Origin of the sequence: Enterobacter sp. RCC_40, from assembly GCF_041360735.1 — a bacterium.
GTDB lineage: Bacteria > Pseudomonadota > Gammaproteobacteria > Enterobacterales > Enterobacteriaceae > Enterobacter > Enterobacter ludwigii.
The window spans coordinates 1-16,324 of record NZ_JBFUPR010000002.1; the positions used below are offsets into that span (position 1 = coordinate 1).

16 protein-coding genes, 2 tRNA genes and 1 rRNA gene are annotated in these 16,324 nt (G+C 54.0%); 15 read left to right on the forward strand and 4 right to left on the reverse strand.

Annotated features, from left to right (window positions below):
• The first annotated feature begins 87 nt into the window (after window positions 1-87).
• The 3 genes from rrf (at window position 88) to dkgB (ending at window position 1,301) form a co-directional block, all read left to right on the forward strand.
• A 5S ribosomal RNA gene (gene rrf, locus AB6731_RS08025) occupies window positions 88-203 on the forward strand.
• Between the two features lie 55 nt (window positions 204-258).
• A tRNA-Asp gene (locus tag AB6731_RS08030) sits at window positions 259-335 on the forward strand.
• A gap of 162 nt (window positions 336-497) precedes the next feature.
• The gene (dkgB, locus tag AB6731_RS08035; RefSeq protein ID WP_041162925.1) at window positions 498-1,301 is read left to right on the forward strand and encodes a 2,5-didehydrogluconate reductase DkgB; all 804 of its coding nucleotides are present in this window, start codon (window positions 498-500) and stop codon (window positions 1,299-1,301) included.
• 31 nt (window positions 1,302-1,332) lie between these two features.
• On the opposite strand, the gene yafC is transcribed toward dkgB, so the two are convergent.
• Entirely contained in the window at window positions 1,333-2,238 is a 906-nt protein-coding gene (gene yafC / locus AB6731_RS08040) for a DNA-binding transcriptional regulator YafC (RefSeq protein WP_014168734.1), read from the reverse strand.
• 104 nt (window positions 2,239-2,342) lie between these two features.
• On the opposite strand from yafC, the gene AB6731_RS08045 reads away from it, so the two are divergent.
• From AB6731_RS08045 to AB6731_RS08055, 3 genes are all read left to right on the forward strand, one after another.
• Window positions 2,343-3,518: an MFS transporter gene (locus AB6731_RS08045; protein WP_047356242.1), complete on the forward strand. Its 1,176-nt coding sequence runs from the start codon at window positions 2,343-2,345 to the stop codon at window positions 3,516-3,518.
• Between the two features lie 136 nt (window positions 3,519-3,654).
• The gene (locus tag AB6731_RS08050) at window positions 3,655-4,455 is read left to right on the forward strand and encodes an endonuclease/exonuclease/phosphatase family protein (RefSeq protein ID WP_025205128.1); all 801 of its coding nucleotides are present in this window, start codon (window positions 3,655-3,657) and stop codon (window positions 4,453-4,455) included.
• A 74-nt stretch (window positions 4,456-4,529) separates the two neighbouring features.
• The gene (locus AB6731_RS08055) at window positions 4,530-5,303 is read left to right on the forward strand and encodes a class I SAM-dependent methyltransferase (protein WP_047955072.1); all 774 of its coding nucleotides are present in this window, start codon (window positions 4,530-4,532) and stop codon (window positions 5,301-5,303) included.
• A 52-nt stretch (window positions 5,304-5,355) separates the two neighbouring features.
• On the opposite strand, the gene mltD is transcribed toward AB6731_RS08055, so the two are convergent.
• Together mltD and gloB are read right to left on the reverse strand one after the other, a co-directional pair.
• Complete coding sequence (gene mltD, locus AB6731_RS08060) at window positions 5,356-6,720, reverse strand: murein transglycosylase D (RefSeq protein WP_014168738.1); 1,365 nt, start codon at window positions 6,718-6,720, stop codon at window positions 5,356-5,358.
• A 68-nt stretch (window positions 6,721-6,788) separates the two neighbouring features.
• Window positions 6,789-7,547 carry a hydroxyacylglutathione hydrolase gene (gene gloB, locus AB6731_RS08065; RefSeq protein WP_279261919.1) on the reverse strand — a complete coding sequence of 253 codons (759 nt, stop codon included), beginning with the start codon at window positions 7,545-7,547 and terminating at the stop codon, window positions 6,789-6,791.
• 32 nt (window positions 7,548-7,579) lie between these two features.
• Between gloB and AB6731_RS08070 the strand changes: the two genes are divergently transcribed.
• Window positions 7,580-8,296 (forward strand): class I SAM-dependent methyltransferase, encoded by a 717-nt coding sequence (locus AB6731_RS08070; protein ID WP_020882800.1) that lies wholly within the window; start codon window positions 7,580-7,582, stop codon window positions 8,294-8,296.
• On the opposite strand, the gene rnhA is transcribed toward AB6731_RS08070, so the two are convergent.
• The gene (gene rnhA, locus AB6731_RS08075; RefSeq protein WP_014168741.1) at window positions 8,297-8,764 is read right to left on the reverse strand and encodes a ribonuclease HI; all 468 of its coding nucleotides are present in this window, start codon (window positions 8,762-8,764) and stop codon (window positions 8,297-8,299) included.
• A gap of 64 nt (window positions 8,765-8,828) precedes the next feature.
• Between rnhA and dnaQ the strand changes: the two genes are divergently transcribed.
• From dnaQ to AB6731_RS08115, 8 genes are all read left to right on the forward strand, one after another.
• Entirely contained in the window at window positions 8,829-9,560 is a 732-nt protein-coding gene (gene dnaQ, locus AB6731_RS08080; RefSeq protein WP_032677465.1) for a DNA polymerase III subunit epsilon, read from the forward strand.
• Between the two features lie 132 nt (window positions 9,561-9,692).
• Window positions 9,693-9,769, forward strand: a tRNA-Asp gene (locus AB6731_RS08085).
• A gap of 386 nt (window positions 9,770-10,155) precedes the next feature.
• Entirely contained in the window at window positions 10,156-10,875 is a 720-nt protein-coding gene (locus AB6731_RS08090; protein ID WP_014168746.1) for a FadR/GntR family transcriptional regulator, read from the forward strand.
• On the forward strand, window positions 10,872-11,885 hold the full coding sequence (locus tag AB6731_RS08095; protein ID WP_371006137.1) for an ABC transporter ATP-binding protein: 1,014 nt from the start codon (window positions 10,872-10,874) through the stop codon (window positions 11,883-11,885). The genes AB6731_RS08090 and AB6731_RS08095 overlap by 4 nt, the downstream gene beginning before the upstream one ends.
• Window positions 11,882-12,964 (forward strand): ABC transporter ATP-binding protein, encoded by a 1,083-nt coding sequence (locus AB6731_RS08100; protein ID WP_371006138.1) that lies wholly within the window; start codon window positions 11,882-11,884, stop codon window positions 12,962-12,964. Before AB6731_RS08095 ends, AB6731_RS08100 begins: the two co-directional genes overlap by 4 nt.
• A gap of 2 nt (window positions 12,965-12,966) precedes the next feature.
• Window positions 12,967-14,481, forward strand: a complete 1,515-nt coding sequence (locus AB6731_RS08105) for an ABC transporter substrate-binding protein (RefSeq protein WP_020882796.1) — start codon at window positions 12,967-12,969, stop codon at window positions 14,479-14,481.
• Between the two features lie 18 nt (window positions 14,482-14,499).
• On the forward strand, window positions 14,500-15,441 hold the full coding sequence (locus tag AB6731_RS08110; RefSeq protein WP_020882795.1) for an ABC transporter permease: 942 nt from the start codon (window positions 14,500-14,502) through the stop codon (window positions 15,439-15,441).
• 2 nt (window positions 15,442-15,443) lie between these two features.
• The gene (locus AB6731_RS08115; RefSeq protein ID WP_014168751.1) at window positions 15,444-16,319 is read left to right on the forward strand and encodes an ABC transporter permease; all 876 of its coding nucleotides are present in this window, start codon (window positions 15,444-15,446) and stop codon (window positions 16,317-16,319) included.
• Window positions 16,320-16,324 lie beyond the last annotated feature (5 nt).

Genomic DNA, 16,324 nt, shown 5'->3' on the forward strand with positions numbered 1-16,324 from the left:
AATGAACCGTGAGGCTTAACCTTACAACGCCGAAGATGTTTTGGCGATGAGAGACGATTTTCAGCTGATACAGATTAACAGAATTTGCCTGGCGGCTTTAGCGCGGTGGTCCCACCTGACCCCATGCCGAACTCAGAAGTGAAACGCCGTAGCGCCGATGGTAGTGTGGGGTCTCCCCATGCGAGAGTAGGGAACTGCCAGGCATCAAATTACGTAGTAAGCCGGTGCATAAATCCGGTGGTTACAGCAGTCTTCGGTGGAGCGGTAGTTCAGTCGGTTAGAATACCTGCCTGTCACGCAGGGGGTCGCGGGTTCGAGTCCCGTCCGTTCCGCCACTTATTAAAAGCCCTGAGTTAACGCTCAGGGCTTTTTTCATATCTGTCGTATCATTATTGCCAAATCAGCAAAAATCCTCTGCGTTAAACGCTCTTTTTCTGCATAACGGCAGCAGCGATAATCCTCCTCAGTTAACAATCATTATGAATAACGAGGATTACATGACTATCCCTGCACTGGGTCTGGGCACTTTCCGCCTGAAAGACGACGTTGTTATCGCATCTGTTAAAACTGCACTTGAGCTTGGCTATCGCGCAATTGATACGGCGCAGATTTATGATAACGAAGCTGCCGTTGGTCAGGCTATCGAAGAGAGCGGCGTAGCGCGCAGCGAGCTTTTCATCACCACCAAAATCTGGACTGAAAACCTCAGCAAAGACAAATTGATCCCCAGCCTGAAAGAGAGCCTGGAAAAACTGCGTACCGACTATGTGGATCTGACGTTGATCCACTGGCCATCACCGAACGATGCCGTGTCAGTCGAGGAGTTCATGCAGGCATTGCTTGAAGCGAAAGAGCAGGGCTTAACGCGTGAAATAGGTATTTCTAATTTCACCATCCCGCTGATGGAAAAAGCCATTGCCGCCGTGGGGGCAGAAAACATTGCAACCAATCAGATTGAACTCTCTCCCTACCTGCAAAACCGCAAAGTCGTGGACTGGGCAAAACAGCACGGCATCCACATCACCTCATATATGACCCTGGCCTACGGTAAAGCACTGAAAGATGACGTGATTAATCGTATCGCAGAGAAACATAGCGCAACGGCTGCACAGGTGATTCTGGCATGGGCGATGGGTGAAGGTTACGCCGTGATCCCCTCTTCAACCCGACGTGAAAACCTGGCCAGCAACCTGTTAGCGAGGGATCTCCAGCTGGACGCCGAAGACAAAAAAGCGATCGCTGCCCTGGAATGCAACGATCGTCTGGTCAGCCCTGAAGGTCTGGCACCTGACTGGGATTAATATTGACCCTTTCCTCTGTAACCTGAAACCCTCACACAGCTCCCCCGGGAGCTGTTTTTATATGTTCGCTCAGGAAATCGATAAAGGCGCGTATGCGCGTACTTACCGCTCTGTCACTGTAATAAACTGCACTAAAAGGCATCTCCACAGGCAGACGTTTATCTGCCATCAGCTCTACAAGCTCACCGCGTGCAATTTCTTTATCAATCATATAGTCCGACAAACAGGCGATCCCATTCCCTTCGAGGCAAAGCTGCTTCAGCGTTTCTCCACTGTTGGACGATAACCCACTGGTGATTTCATGCAGTTGACCATCATGACAGGCCACAGGCCAGGTGTTCAGCGATACGGGCTCCGTGAAGCCCAGGCACAGGTGCTGCTTCAGTTCTTCAACCGTCTCTGGTTTGCCATGCTCTGCGATGTATTGCGGTGATGCGACTATCTTGCGGTAGCTGGCAAAAAGAGGGCGGGCCCGCAAGCTCGAGTCGGTCAGCGTGCCGGCCCGGATCGCCACATCCACTTTCCGCTCGATGAGATTGATAAACGTCTCTGAGGAAACTAACGAGAGCGTCATCTCCGGATAGCGTTCGCGGAAAGGCTTGATCAGCGGCATCAGAAAATGAAGAACAACCGGTGTTGCCGCATCAATGCGCAGCAATCCGCGTGGCGTGCTACGGGTTTCCATAATCTCTGTTTCTGCCGCCGCCATCTCCTGCAGGACGGACTGCACACGGCGGAAGTAACGCTCGCCTTCCTCCGTCAGGCTTAGCTGACGCGTCGTTCGGTTGAGAAGACTGACGCCGAGCTTCATCTCCAGTTTTTTCACCGAGCGGCTGATGGCTGAATTAGCCTGCCCCAACTGCTCGGCCGCACGGCTAAAACTGCCGCTTTCGACGACGGCGACAAAAATTGTCAGCTCTTCCGACGTTGCTTTCATTGTTGCACCACCTGCAAAATTCTATTGATATTTTGACCATTTTTGTTATTTAAGCACTGGCGCATACTGCCTGTCATCTTAATCCTGATGATATGGAGTTATTTATGCCACTGGCGCTACTTGCCCTGACGATCAGTGCCTTTGCAATTGGCACGACCGAATTTGTTATCGTAGGACTGGTGCCTACGATAGCTAACCAGCTTTCAATCTCGCTGCCTTCTGCCGGCCTGTTGGTTTCTATCTATGCGCTCGGGGTTGCCATCGGCGCCCCCGTCCTGACCGCGTTGACGGGACGTTTCCCGCGTAAGCCACTGTTGGTTGCGCTGATGGTGTTATTCACCGCTGGCAATATTCTGGCCTGGCAGGCGCCGGACTACACCACGCTGGTGATTGCCCGGCTACTGACCGGTCTCGCTCACGGTGTGTTCTTCTCCATTGGTTCAACTATTGCAACCAGCCTGGTACCAAAAGAGAAAGCAGCATCCGCCATCGCGATTATGTTCGGTGGTCTGACCGTCGCTCTTGTCACCGGTGTACCGTTAGGAACGTTTATCGGACAGCACTTTGGCTGGCGCGAAACCTTCCTTGCCGTCTCTTTACTGGGGGTGATTGCCCTGGTTGCCAGCTTGCTGTTGGTACCGTCGACTATTGCAGGACGTGCGAGTGCCAGCCTGAGCGATCAGCTGAAGGTACTCACGCATCCGCGTTTGCTGATCATCTACGCCGTCACAGCGCTCGGCTATGGAGGGGTATTCACGGCTTTCACCTTCCTGGCTCCGATGATGCAGGACCTGGCAGGCTTCTCACCCAGTGCAGTGAGCTGGATTTTGCTGGGGTATGGTATCTCCGTCGCCATCGGTAATATCTGGGGAGGGAAGCTTGCGGACAAGCATGGTGCAGTGCCGGCCCTGAAGTTTATCTTCGTAGCACTGGTTGTTCTGCTGATGATTTTCCAGTTCACGGCATCGATGCAATACGCCGCACTCATAACGGTACTGGTGATGGGGATCTTCGCCTTTGGTAACGTGCCAGGCCTGCAGGTTTACGTGGTACAAAAAGCCGAACTTTATACACCCAACGCGGTAGATGTCGCATCGGGCCTGAATATTGCCGCGTTCAATATTGGGATTGCGCTGGGTTCTATCATTGGTGGGCAAACCGTTGAACATTTCGGATTAACCCAAACGCCATGGATTGGTGCGGTGATTGTTCTGGTCGCTTTCCTGCTGATTAGCCTGAGTGGGCGCCTTGATAAACCCGCTCGTGTAGTGCTGGGATAACATCAGTAAGTGCTTGCTTACAAAACTGGAAAGCGGTTTATCTGAAATTGCGTTGAAAGTGTAACCTAAAGTCCCTATAACATTAGAACCAGTCCGTTTTCCGGGCTGGTTCATGTTACAGAGGCCGTTTCCAAAAGTGCGAAAAAATACCTATGCCATGCGTTATGTTGCCGGAATGCCCGCGGAGAGGATCTTGCCTCCGGGGTCGTTTGCGAGCATAAGTCAGGCATTACCTGCCGGGACACCCTTAAGCAGCGATGAAAAAATCCGGGTGCTGGTGTGGAACATCTTTAAACAACAGCGCGCTGAGTGGTTATCGGTACTCAAGAATTTTGGGAAAGACGCCCATCTGGTGCTGTTGCAGGAGGCGCAAACCACCCCCGAGCTGGTAAGGTTTGCTACGACTCACTACCTTGCTGCTGACCAGGTTCCCGCGTTTGTCTTGCCGCAACATCCTTCTGGCGTGATGACCCTCTCTTCGGCTCATCCGGTCTATTGCTGCCCGCTGCGCGAACGCGAGCCGATTCTGCGTCTGGCGAAATCGGCGCTGGTAACGGTCTACCCGCTGCCGGACACGCGCATGCTGATGGTTGTGAATATCCACGCGGTCAACTTCAGCCTGGGCGTGGATGTGTATAGTAAGCAGTTACTTCCGATCGGTGACCAGATCGCCCATCACAGCGGGCCCATCATTATGGCCGGGGATTTTAATGCCTGGAGCCGTCCGCGCATGAATGCGCTGTATCGCTTTGCACGCGAAATGTCGCTGCGTGAAGTTCGTTTTAGCGATGACCAGCGCAAGAAAGCGTTTGGTCGTCCTCTCGATTTTGTCTTCTATCGTGGTCTGAACGTTCACGACGCCTCTGTTCTGGTGACGCGTGCCTCCGATCACAATCCTCTACTCGTTGAATTCAGTCCCGGCAAACCTGATAAATAATGGTATGTCAGGTCTGCCGTGGGGCAGGCCATTCGGGTGCTGCCCTTTATTTTAAACAACAAAAGGACAGTACGATGACAACAACACACTCCCATCATGACAACGTAGAAAAACAGTTTGGCTCCCAGGCAAATGCTTATCTGAGCAGTGCCGTGCACGCGTCTGGCCGTGATCTGGTCCGTCTCGGTGAACGCCTGGCGGCAGTGCCGCACGCGCACGTCCTGGACTTAGGCTGTGGTGCCGGGCATGCCAGCTTCACGGCAGCACAGCAGGTGGCGCAGGTCACGGCCTATGATTTATCCAGTCAGATGCTGGAGGTGGTTGCAGAGGCCGCAAAAGCCAAAGGGCTGAACAACATCACGACGCGTCAGGGCTATGCCGAATCCTTACCCTTTGAAGATGCCTCATTTGAAGTTGTTATCAGCCGTTATTCTGCCCATCACTGGCATGATGTCGGCCAGGCATTACGTGAAGTTAAACGCGTTCTGAAGCCGGGCGGGGTCTTTATCATTATGGATGTGATGTCGCCGGGACATCCGGTGCGTAATATCTGGCTGCAGACGGTTGAAGCGCTGCGCGACACCTCGCATGTGCAAAACTACTCCAGCGGGGAGTGGTTAGCGCTGATTACTGAAGCGGGGCTGATCACACGTGCATTGATAACGGACCGCTTGCCGCTGGAGTTCAGCTCGTGGATTGCTCGTATGCGCACGCCGGAAGCGTTAAGCCAGGCCATTCGGTTGTATCAGGATAGCGCGTCGGCGGAAGTGAAGGCGTACTTTGAATTGCAGGATGATGGATCATTTACCAGCGATACCATCATGGCTGAAGCGCAAAAAGCAGCGTAAAGAAAAAAGGCACCGAGGGGAATCGGTGCCTTTTTATCGTTAGGTCGTGTCATCAGGAGTCTGGCGTGGCGCTGTTTTTCACAAACAACGTTAGCTGGTCGCCTGGTTTCAGATTGTCAGTATCATTGTTCCAGCGCATCACATCCTTGATATTTACGCCGTGTCGTTTTGCGATACTGGACAGTGAATCACCTTTACGCACACGATAGGTAATGCTATCGCTGTTGCTGGCGAGACGCTGTGCACTGTTACCTGCACCCACCGTCAGAGTCTGACCCACTTTCAGGCCTGAGCTGCGCAGATTATTCCACTGCTGCAGATCGTTTGCCGTCACGCCAAGACGTGAGGCAATGCCCGAAAGCGTATCACCTGACCGAACCTTATAGCTGCGGCTGTTCACGGATGATGCATCCGCGATCAGCGTTGACTGAACGGCGGCAATTTCACCCGATGCTAAAGACTCACGTAACTGCTCAGCATGTTTCTGCGGAACCATTACATACTGCGGACCACTGGCCCCCAGCGTTGAGCCTTTAACGCCAGCATTAAAGGTTTTCAGTTTACTTACCGACATACCCGTCATATCAGCAACCTGTTGAATATCAACCGGATTGCTGAGGCGAACACGCGCCAGTGCACGACTTTCGTCTGGTGTTGGCAGTTGTACACCGTAACGCTTGCTGTTCTTGAGAATATCGCTCAATGCCAGCATTTTCGGTACGTAAATCTTCGTTTCCTGTGGCAGTGAGAGCGACCAAAAATCGGTGGATTTACCCCGTGCTTTATTCGCTTTCATTGCCTTCAGTACACGACCTTCGCCACTGTTATACGCTGCGACCGTTAACAGCCAGTCGCCGTCGAACATCTTATTAAGACGTTCCATCATGTCGAGAGCGGCTGTCGTTGAAGCGACAACATCACGACGCGCATCATAGTTGCGGGTCTGTTTCAAACCATAGTTTCGCCCGGTGCTCGGAATGATTTGCCAAATGCCTGCGGCATTGGCGCCAGACGTCGCGTGTGGGTCAAAAGCGCTCTCCACTATGGGTAGGAGTACCAGCTCCATCGGCATGTTACGTTTCTTAACTTGCCCGGCTATCCAGTACATATACGGCTCTGCCCGTAAAGTTACATCGTGGAGATAGCTCTTATTTCTTAAATACTTTTGCTTCTGTTCGCGAATCCGGTTGTTTTCCGGAATTCCCATCTTTAGCTCGTCGCCAATAGAGGTCCACAAGTCTTCATCCTGTGCGAAAGACGTCCCATCGTCCATCCATCGCGCTGAACTTGTAAACTTCCCTGCTTCCCCTTGACCAGCTGCAGAAAGGCTCTGTGCGTGCTGTTGTACGTTGCTGCCGTTCTGCGACTGGCAACCTACAAGCAGGACAGAGGCGAGTAATATCGCTTTTGCCTTCATGTGTGTGTCAATAGTTGCTTAAAAGACGAGCGATGATAACGGCGAAATTTTGAAAAGGCAACCCGCAATTATCTGAAGTTATCTTTCTTTGACCTTAACCATGCAAATCGTTGTTCTGGTTGTGACAAATTTGTTTCTTTGTTAATTTCATCAATTAAATCAATATCATCTGTTCGTAAAAATAAATTAGTTTTACGCTCATTTTTCAGAATTACGGGGAGTGTTTTTTGGTTTTTTGCACGTAACTCCTTCACTTTGTGATAATAATCTTGAATCGCCCGATCCTCTGGCAAGATGCTCGCCGCAAACTTCATATTTCCTAATGTATACTCATGTGCGCAACAAATAAGGGTATCGTCAGGTAATGCGCTAATCTTCTGTAATGACTGGTACATCTGGGCTGGGGTGCCCTCAAAAAGCCTTCCGCAGCCTCCGGAGAACAGCGTGTCGCCGCAAAAAAGATAAGGTTTACTGTAGAAACAAAGATGTCCCAAAGTGTGACCTGGTGTAGCAAATACAGAAAACTCCCACTCGCGTATGAGGATATTTTCACCTTCTTCGACTACCTGCGTTGTTCCCTTATCATGTGTCTCTGCCGGTCCGTAAACCACCAGATGCGGGAATTGGGCACGAAGGTCAGCAACGCCGCCGGTGTGATCGTTATGATGATGGGTCAGAAGGATGGCCTCTGGTTGCCAGCCGTTCTCTTTTATCGCGTCTGATACAGGAGCCGATTCTCCAGGATCGACAATAATGCACCGACGCTCGTCATCGACTAAAACCCAGATGTAATTGTCCTGAAAGGCGGGAATACTGATAAGATTCATAAATTACCTCTTATAGCGTGGTGGGTGTGTTGATGAAACCGGCAAGGATACCTCAGATTGTCCCGGCACCTGAACGTTGGGCCGAATTGCCCTGGGGTGAATACTATCGCGAGAACCTGGAACAGCAGCTTAAACCCTGGCTCGCGAAAATGTATGGTTTTCACTTGCTTAAGATTGGCAATCTCAGCGCGGAAATCAATACCGAAAGCTGCGCTATCTCACATCAGGTTAATGTCTCTCTTGGCGCATCGCCGGTTCAGGTGAAAGCGGATCCTTTACATCTGCCGTTTGCGGAAAAGTCCGTTGATGCCTGCCTGCTGGCACACACATTGCCCTGGTGCAGCGATCCTCATCGCCTGCTGCGCGAGGCCGACCGCGTCCTGATTGATGATGGCTGGCTGATACTCAGCGGGTTCAATCCGCTGAGTCTGATGGGGCTGCGCAAGCTGGTTCCGGTGCTTCGCCGGACACCGCCGTATAACAGCAGGATGTTCACGATGATGCGCCAGCTTGACTGGCTTTCACTGCTGAACTTTGAGGTGCTCTGCTCGGGCGGTTTTCAGGTACTTCCCTGGGCGCGGCAGGGGGGCGTTGTTCTGAGCACCCATCTGCCGGCATTAGGCTGCATGCAGTTTATTGTCGCGCGTAAGCGAACCATCCCCCTTACGCTTAATCCGATGAAGCAGAGTAAATCAAAATCGCCCATTCGCCAGACCGTGGGCGCCACGCGGCAGTACAGAAAACCCTGATCAGGATTCGGGCTGATAGCCTGTGTCTTCATGAGCGGGGTTGGATGCTGCTGCCCGTGCCAGTTCGTCACATCGTTCGTTTTCGGGGTGGCCTGCGTGACCTTTAACCCATTCCCATTTAATCTCGTGCTGGCCCAGCGCAGCATCAAGACGTTTCCAGAGATCGACGTTTTTGACCGGCTTTTTATCTGCCGTTTTCCAGCCGCGTTTTTTCCAGTTGTGGATCCACTGGGTGATCCCCTGGCGTACGTACTGACTGTCAGTGCTCAACACCACATCGCAGTGTTCTTTTAGCGCTTCCAGCGCCACAATGGCGGCCATCAACTCCATGCGGTTGTTGGTGGTCAGAAAATAGCCTTCGCTAAAAGTTTTTTCATGCTCGCGATAGCGCATAATCGCGCCATAACCGCCAGGCCCTGGGTTGCCGAGGCAAGATCCATCGGTGAAAATTTCTACCTGTTTACGCATCTCTGGTAGACTTCCTGTATTTGAAACGTTCAGTTAAACGATAAGTCTGACATAAATGACCGCTATGAGCACTGCAATTACTCGCCAGATTGTCCTCGATACCGAAACCACCGGTATGAACCAGATCGGCGCGCACTACGAAGGGCACAAGATCATCGAGATCGGTGCCGTTGAAGTGGTGAACCGTCGTCTTACGGGGAACAACTTCCATGTCTACCTCAAACCCGACCGGCTGGTGGACCCAGAAGCGTTCGGCGTGCACGGTATCGCCGATGAGTTCTTGCTGGATAAACCGACCTTCGCGGAAGTGGCAGACGAGTTTCTGGAATATATCAAAGGCGCCGAGCTTATCATTCACAACGCGTCGTTCGATATCGGCTTTATGGACTATGAGTTCAGTAAGCTCCATCGTGATATTCCGAAAACGAACACGTTCTGTAAGGTGACCGATAGCCTGGCGCTGGCGAGGAAAATGTTTCCTGGCAAGCGTAACAGCCTGGATGCGCTCTGTTCTCGCTATGAAATAGATAACACCAAGCGAACGCTGCACGGCGCATTGCTCGATGCCCAGATCCTGGCGGATGTCTACCTCGCGATGACCGGTGGTCAGACGTCCATGAAGTTCAGCATGGAAAATGAATCGCAGCAGACGCAGGGGGAAGCGGGGATTCAACGTGTTGTTCGCCAGGCCAGTCGTTTGCGGGTGGTTTTAGCCAGTGATGAAGAGTTACTTAACCATGAATCCCGTCTTGATTTAGTGCAGAAGAAAGGCGGAAGCTGCATGTGGCGGGCCTGAAAAAGGGCCAGAATGCCTGTAAAATCATCGTTTGGGTGAATTTTGCAGCAAACGATTCAAAACGTGAGAAAAAGCGTTGACGAGTCCGGAGGCAAACCGTAATATGCGCCTCGTTCCCCCAGCGGGAACAGTGGAGCGGTAGTTCAGTCGGTTAGAATACCTGCCTGTCACGCAGGGGGTCGCGGGTTCGAGTCCCGTCCGTTCCGCCACTATTCAGAAGGCCTGAATCAGAAATGATTCAGGCCTTCGTCGTTTCTGTGTCTGCAAATCTTCTTTATCCGCCCCCCTGTCTTTATTAACAAAAAGTTAATATCTGTGGTGCAATTAATTAACATTTGATCAATGATAGTGCGCAATTTGCACCGTATTTGTGCATTTTTCCACCGATTGTCTTTTTGGCAGCGGAGCTGATGTGTAATTTTGTAAAAAATAATTCACAGAAAATCATTCGCTTATCTCCATCCCTTCAGAAAGTTCATGAACCAATGCTTTATTGGTTCGTTTATTGCTTAATCATTAGCACGGTAAGTAGCACGTCATATCAATAACTTATCGTTAATAAAAATAAAGTAATGATGATAGCGAGCGAACCAATATGGAAAAACCGTCACGGTTTCTGGCCAATTCCAGCACCGCGCTTGAGCAGCTGCGCGGACTGATCAACCAGCATGAGTCAACACCAGGCACTCCGCTGCCCACTGAACGTGAGCTGTCGGAGACTCTCGGCGTAGGACGACGTGAAGTACGTCGTGCGCTGGATGTGCTGGAAGAGGAGGGGCGGATCTGGCGTAAACAGGGCAAAGGGACCTTTATAGGCCCGTCTGCACCTGTTGAACCTCTGGCCCTTCAGGGATTGGTTCAGCAAACCAACCTTCTGGAAGTCATGGAAGCTCGTCTTCAGCTCGAACCCGGCTTAGCCCGGCTTGCGGCACTGCGTGCCACCAGGGAAAACCTCGCGCTTATGCAGCGCATGCTGGAACGCATTGATAAGGTCAGCCCGGACGACCGCGATCTCAACGAACTCTGGGATAGCGCATTTCACCGCGCCATTGCCGAGGCTGCCGGTAATCGCCTGATGCTTGGCCTGTTTGATGCCATTGATGCCGTCAGACGTGAACCGGGCTGGCAGCATTTGCGCGAATTAGCCCGTACACCCGAGCGGGTTGATCACTACAACGACCATCATCAAAAAATCATGTCTGCGATTATCCATCGCCAGCCTAATGAAGCAGCGGCCGCCATGCGCGAACACCTGCTTAGCCTGCAGTCAGCCCTGATTCAGGCTATTCACCTTGAGGACGACTTCACGCTATGACGACGATCCCGTTTAAGGACCCCACGCCTGTACTGCGGCTGCAAAATCTTAACGTAACGTTCGCCGGCTCTCCGGTGAGCGTGCTTGATGGTATTTCACTGACGGTCAACGCGGGAGAAACGCTGGCGCTGGTGGGGGAATCCGGTTGCGGGAAAAGTATCACCTCATTAGCGCTGATGGGCTTACTGCCCGCCAGCGCACAGATCGTCAGCGGCGAGATGCAGTTCCGTCGTCACGACTTACGAAAGCTTTCACCGCGGGAATATGCCGATCTTCGCGGCAGCGAACTGGCAATGATTTTCCAGGAGCCAATGACCTCGCTCAACCCTGCCTTCACGCTGGGAGACCAGCTCAGTGAAGCGGTGATGCGCCATCAGAAACTTTCTCGTGCAGAGGCGATGAAGGTTGCGCTGCAGATTCTGGAGAAGGTGCAGATCCCGGCAGCAGAAATGCGCCTGAAAGCGTATCCGCACCAGCTTTCCGGGGGGATGCGTCAGCGCGTGATGATTGCGATGGCGCTGATTAACCATCCACGTTTGCTGATTGCCGACGAGCCGACAACCGCGCTGGATGTGACCATTCAGGCGCAGATCCTCGCGCTGCTTAATACCCTCAAAGAAGAGACCGGTACGGCGGTGTTAATGATCACCCACGATCTGGGCGTGGTGGCGGAAGTCGCGCAGCAGGTGGCGGTAATGTATGCCGGACAGGTGGTAGAGCAGGGGAGCGTGGAGGCCATTTTTGCCGACCCGCAACACCCGTACACCATAGGACTGATGGGCTCGATTCCGTCCCTCGGCGCGCGTAAAGGCGCGCTTTCCACTATTCCCGGAGCCGTTCCGCTGCCGGAATCCATGCCCAAAGGGTGCCGGTTCGCTACCCGCTGCCCCTTCGCGCAAACGCGGTGTCATGACGAAAAGCCGTTGCTGACGGCGATGGGGACCGACCATCAGGTGGCCTGCTTCCGCGTGCCGCTGGAACAACATATTGCGCTGGGAGAAATTGCATGACGACGCCCATTCTTGAAGCCCGGGACCTGAGCAAGCTTTTTCCCGGCCCTAAAAAACTGTTTACCCCAGCACGTTTTGTCACCGCGGTCGATCGCGTCTCCCTCTCCGTCATGCCTGGTGAAACGCTGGCGATTGTGGGTGAGTCCGGATCCGGAAAATCGACGCTGGGCCGTCTTCTTCTGCGGCTGCTGGCGGCCAGCGAAGGACGCGTATTTTATCAGGGTGAAGAGATCACTCACGCCTCGGGAGCACGTCTGAACCAGCTGCGACGGGAGCTGCAGATCATCTTTCAGGATCCTTTCGCATCGTTAAACCCGCGCATGACGGTCGAGCAGATCGTCGGTGAGCCGCTGTGGCTACACCAGTCGATGAAGAAAGCCGACAGGCAATATCGGGTGGCGGAACTGCTTAAAACCGTAGGGCTGCCAGCGGCCTGGGCACAACGTTATCCGCACGAATTTTCCGGAGGGCAGCGTCAGCGAATCGGTATTGCGCGCGCGCTGGCCTCCGGGCCAAAGCTGTTGCTGGGGGACGAGCCGGTCTCCGCGCTGGATGTCTCGGTTCAGGCGCAGGTGGTCAACCTGCTGGAAAGTCTGAAGCATCAGCTGGGGCTGACAATGGTGATTGTTGCCCATGGCCTGGCGGTGATTCGCCATATGAGTGACCGCGTGGCGGTGATGTATCTCGGGCAAATTGTTGAGCTTGCGACAGTCGAGGAAATCTTTGATGCCCCGCTACACCCCTATACGCAGGCGTTAATCGCCTCCGCCCCCCAGATGCAGCCAGGCGCGCCGCGCGTGGCACCTCTGCTGCAGGGGGATTTACCGAACCCGGCCAGCCCACCGTCAGGCTGCCGTTTCCATACCCGTTGTCCGTATGCCACGGATGAATGTCGCCAGGTCGAGCCGATCAATCAGGTGCTGGACGGGGGACGCCAGATTGCCTGCCATCGCTGGCAGGAGATTAACCGCGATCGCAGTGTTATCCAGATAGCACCGCCATCCGCAGCCTTTCTGCGCCGCCGCGCGCTGTTTGAACACGCGGCCACTCACTCCTCCCTTCCTTCAAGGAACTCATGATAATGACAATGCGTAATTCTCTTTTGACCGTACTGGGAAGTGTTATGTTGCTTGGCGCGGCGCTGCCCGCCCATTCTGAAAGCGTACTGCGAATTGGTCTGGGGGCGGATCCGGACATGCTCGATCCGCATCTTGCGCGCACCTATTATGGCCGTTTCGTCTTTGCGTCTCTGTGCGACCGGCTGGTGGACGTGGATGAGCATCTGAAAGTGGTTCCCGGCCTGGCGAAATCGTGGGCCTGGAGTGACGACGGCAAAACGCTGACCATGGATCTGCGTGAAGGTGTGACCTTCCATGACGGTGAAAAATTTGACGCCGCCGCGGCAAAATACAACCTCGACCGCGCGCTGACGTTAAAAGGTTCGCTGCGTAAAAGTGAAATCTCGTCCGTTGAGTCCGTTGAGGTGACAGGCCCGATGCAGATTGCCCTGCATCTGAAAACACCTGATGCCGCACTGCTGATGCAGCTTACCGATCGCGCCGGGGCGATGATGGCACCCGACGCCGCGAAAAAGCCTGACTTTGCCGCCCATCCTGTCTGCTCTGGCCCCTATAAGTTCGACAGCCGCGTCTCGCAGGACCGTATCGTTTTGACGCGTTTTGACAACTACTGGAACAAAGGCGCTTACCACTTCGACAAAATTATTTATCTGCCGATCCCGGATGCTTCCGTGCGTCTGGCTAACCTGCGTGCAGGGGATCTTGATCTGACGGAAGGCATTGCCGCAAGCGACGTGAAAACCGTAGAAGCCGACAGCAAACTGGCGCTGGCGAAGGTGACCGGTCTGGGTTATCAGGGCATTACCTTCAATATCAATAACGGCAAGGTCCCGGCGAACGATCCGTTTAAGGATGCCCGCGTGCGTGAGGCATTTTCACAGGCAATCGATCGCGATGCGTTAAATCAGGTGGTCTTCGAGGGGCTGTACACCCCGGCAAACCAGGCGTTTTCTACCGTAAGTCCGTATCACGTTAACCTGCCGGTGCCACCACGCGATGTCGACAAAGCCAAAGCGCTGTTGAAAGCGGCAGGCGTCACTACGCCGCTGAATGTCAATCTGCTGGTGCCCAACAACCCAACTTCACAGCAGGTCGGTCAGGTACTGCAGGCGATGGTCGCAGAGGCTGGCTTTAACCTGAACCTGCAAATGACCGAGTTCGCCACGCTGCTCGACCGTCAGCAAAGCGGTGATTATCAGCTGAGCTTCTCTGGCTGGTCGGGTCGTCCGGATCCGGATGGCAGCATCTACGGCTTCATTAACAGCAAAGGCACCCTTAACGACGGCCGTTACAGTAACGCGCAGGTGGATGAATGGCTGACGCAGGCGCGCCTGAGCAACGACAAAGCCGTCCGTCAGCCGCTGTACGACAAGGTGGTGAAACAGCTGCAGACGGATATGCCCATCGCCTACCTCTATTTTGAACCGCGTATTTTTGGTCTGAACAAGAGCGTGCAGGGCTTTAAACCGTATCCGGACGGCATTGTGCGTCTGGCTGGCCTGACGCTGGCGAAATAACTGGCCTGAGGAGAACCCATGCTGGAACTGATTTGCAAACGTCTGCTGCTGGCCATCCCGACCTTACTGTTGGTGAGTATGATGGTGTTCGGCCTGCAAAAACTGCTGCCCGGCGATCCGCTGATCGCCATGGCCGGGGAGGAGCGCGATCCGGCGGTGATCGCCCAGCTGCGTGCTGAGCTCAATCTCGATGCGCCCATCCCTGTGCAGTACTTCAACTGGCTGACGCGCGCGCTGCAGGGCGATCTTGGTGTCTCCTTACGCACTCACGAGCCGGTCACCCAGCTCATTGCCAGCAAACTGCCGGTGACGCTGGAGCTGTCGCTGCTGGCGATGATCATCGCGCTGGTGTTTGGCATCAGCATGGGGATCCTCGCGGCGGTCAACAAAAACAGCTGGGTCGATCACGGTGCCAACTTTGTGGCGATCTCGGGGATCTCGATACCGCATTTCTGGCTCGGGATCCTGTTGATTCTGGTCTTCTCGGTCAATCTGCAATGGCTGCCAGCGTCGGGATTCGTGCCGTTTAGTGAAGATCCGATCCAGAACCTGCGTACGCTGTTGTTGCCTGCCTCGGTACTGGGAACGGGGCTGGCGGCCACGCTGATGCGCCATACCCGCGCCTCCATGATCGCGGTAATGAAGGCCGATTACATCCGCACCGCACGGGCTAAAGGGCTGTTGCCAAAGGCGGTGATTTTAAAGCATGCGTTTCGCAATGCGCTGGTTCCGGTGATCACCCTGACCACGCTGCTGTTCGGCGAACTGCTGGGTGGCGCGGTACTGACCGAACAGGTCTTCACCATTCCAGGGTTCGGCAAGATGATCGTCGATTCGGTCTTTAACCGTGACTATGCGGTGGTGCAGGGGGTGGTGCTTATCGTGGCGATCGGTTTCCTGCTGCTGAACCTGCTGGCCGACGTGCTTTACGTTCTTATCAACCCGAAAATGCGAGGTTAAGCATGGCGGAACTGACAACTCAAACCATTGCCGCGGTTCAGCCCCGTGCGCAGAACCGTGTACTGAAGAAATTTCTCGCCAATAAAAGCGCGGTGATGGGTGCCGTAGTGGTGGGCTTTTTTGTGCTGGTGGCACTGCTGGCGCCGTGGATCGCGCCTTTTGATCCGGTGAAAGCCAATTTCCTGGCGGTGCGTAAAGCGCCTTCGGCGATGTACTGGTTTGGGACCGATGAACTGGGCCGCGATATTTTGTCCCGCATTATCTGGGGGGCGAGAACGTCGTTGATGGCTGGCTGTATGTCGGTGGTGATCGCCGTGGTCATTGGCGTTCCGCTGGGGCTGGTGGCGGGTTACTTCCAGAAGATGTGGGATGGCGTGATCTCGCGTTTTATTGAAGCGCTGCTGGCCTGTCCGTTCCTGATCATGGCGATCGCGCTCGGGGCGTTTCTGGGCCCAAGCCTGACCAACGCCATGATCGCCATTGGCCTCTCCGCAATGCCGATCTTCGCCCGCCTGACGCGCGGCCAGGTGATCGCTATTCGCAACGAAGAGTATATCGACGGCGCGAGGGCGATTGGCCTGCCGGATCGCTGGATCATCATTAAGTATGTGCTGCCCAATGTGATGTCTCCGATTCTGGTACAGGCCACGCTGGCCATTGCCTCGGCAATCATTGCTGAAGCCAGTCTGTCGTTTCTGGGGTTAGGCCAGCAGCCGCCGAACCCGTCATGGGGCTCAATGCTTAATACCGCGAAAGGTTTCCTTGAGCAGGCTCCGTGGATGTCTGTATTCCCCGGTGTGGCGATTTTTCTTGCCGTGCAGGGCTTTAATTTACTCGGCGACGGGCTGCGCGATGCGCTCGATCCGCGCCATGACTAAGGAGT

Excerpts from the sequence above, each read along its gene's own strand:
- dkgB (WP_041162925.1), top strand. The coding sequence starts at position 498 with ATGACTATCCCTGCACTGGGTCTGGGCACTTTCCGCCTGAAAGACGAC.
- yafC (WP_014168734.1), bottom strand. The coding sequence starts at position 2,238 with ATGAAAGCAACGTCGGAAGAGCTGACAATTTTTGTCGCCGTCGTCGAA.
- AB6731_RS08045 (WP_047356242.1), top strand. The coding sequence starts at position 2,343 with ATGCCACTGGCGCTACTTGCCCTGACGATCAGTGCCTTTGCAATTGGC.
- AB6731_RS08055 (WP_047955072.1), top strand. The coding sequence starts at position 4,530 with ATGACAACAACACACTCCCATCATGACAACGTAGAAAAACAGTTTGGC.
- mltD (WP_014168738.1), bottom strand. The coding sequence starts at position 6,720 with ATGAAGGCAAAAGCGATATTACTCGCCTCTGTCCTGCTTGTAGGTTGC.
- gloB (WP_279261919.1), bottom strand. The coding sequence starts at position 7,547 with ATGAATCTTATCAGTATTCCCGCCTTTCAGGACAATTACATCTGGGTT.
- AB6731_RS08070 (WP_020882800.1), top strand. The coding sequence starts at position 7,580 with ATGAAACCGGCAAGGATACCTCAGATTGTCCCGGCACCTGAACGTTGG.
- rnhA (WP_014168741.1), bottom strand. The coding sequence starts at position 8,764 with ATGCGTAAACAGGTAGAAATTTTCACCGATGGATCTTGCCTCGGCAAC.
- dnaQ (WP_032677465.1), top strand. The coding sequence starts at position 8,829 with ATGAGCACTGCAATTACTCGCCAGATTGTCCTCGATACCGAAACCACC.
- AB6731_RS08090 (WP_014168746.1), top strand. The coding sequence starts at position 10,156 with ATGGAAAAACCGTCACGGTTTCTGGCCAATTCCAGCACCGCGCTTGAG.
- AB6731_RS08095 (WP_371006137.1), top strand. The coding sequence starts at position 10,872 with ATGACGACGATCCCGTTTAAGGACCCCACGCCTGTACTGCGGCTGCAA.
- AB6731_RS08100 (WP_371006138.1), top strand. The coding sequence starts at position 11,882 with ATGACGACGCCCATTCTTGAAGCCCGGGACCTGAGCAAGCTTTTTCCC.
- AB6731_RS08105 (WP_020882796.1), top strand. The coding sequence starts at position 12,967 with ATGACAATGCGTAATTCTCTTTTGACCGTACTGGGAAGTGTTATGTTG.
- AB6731_RS08110 (WP_020882795.1), top strand. The coding sequence starts at position 14,500 with ATGCTGGAACTGATTTGCAAACGTCTGCTGCTGGCCATCCCGACCTTA.
- AB6731_RS08115 (WP_014168751.1), top strand. The coding sequence starts at position 15,444 with ATGGCGGAACTGACAACTCAAACCATTGCCGCGGTTCAGCCCCGTGCG.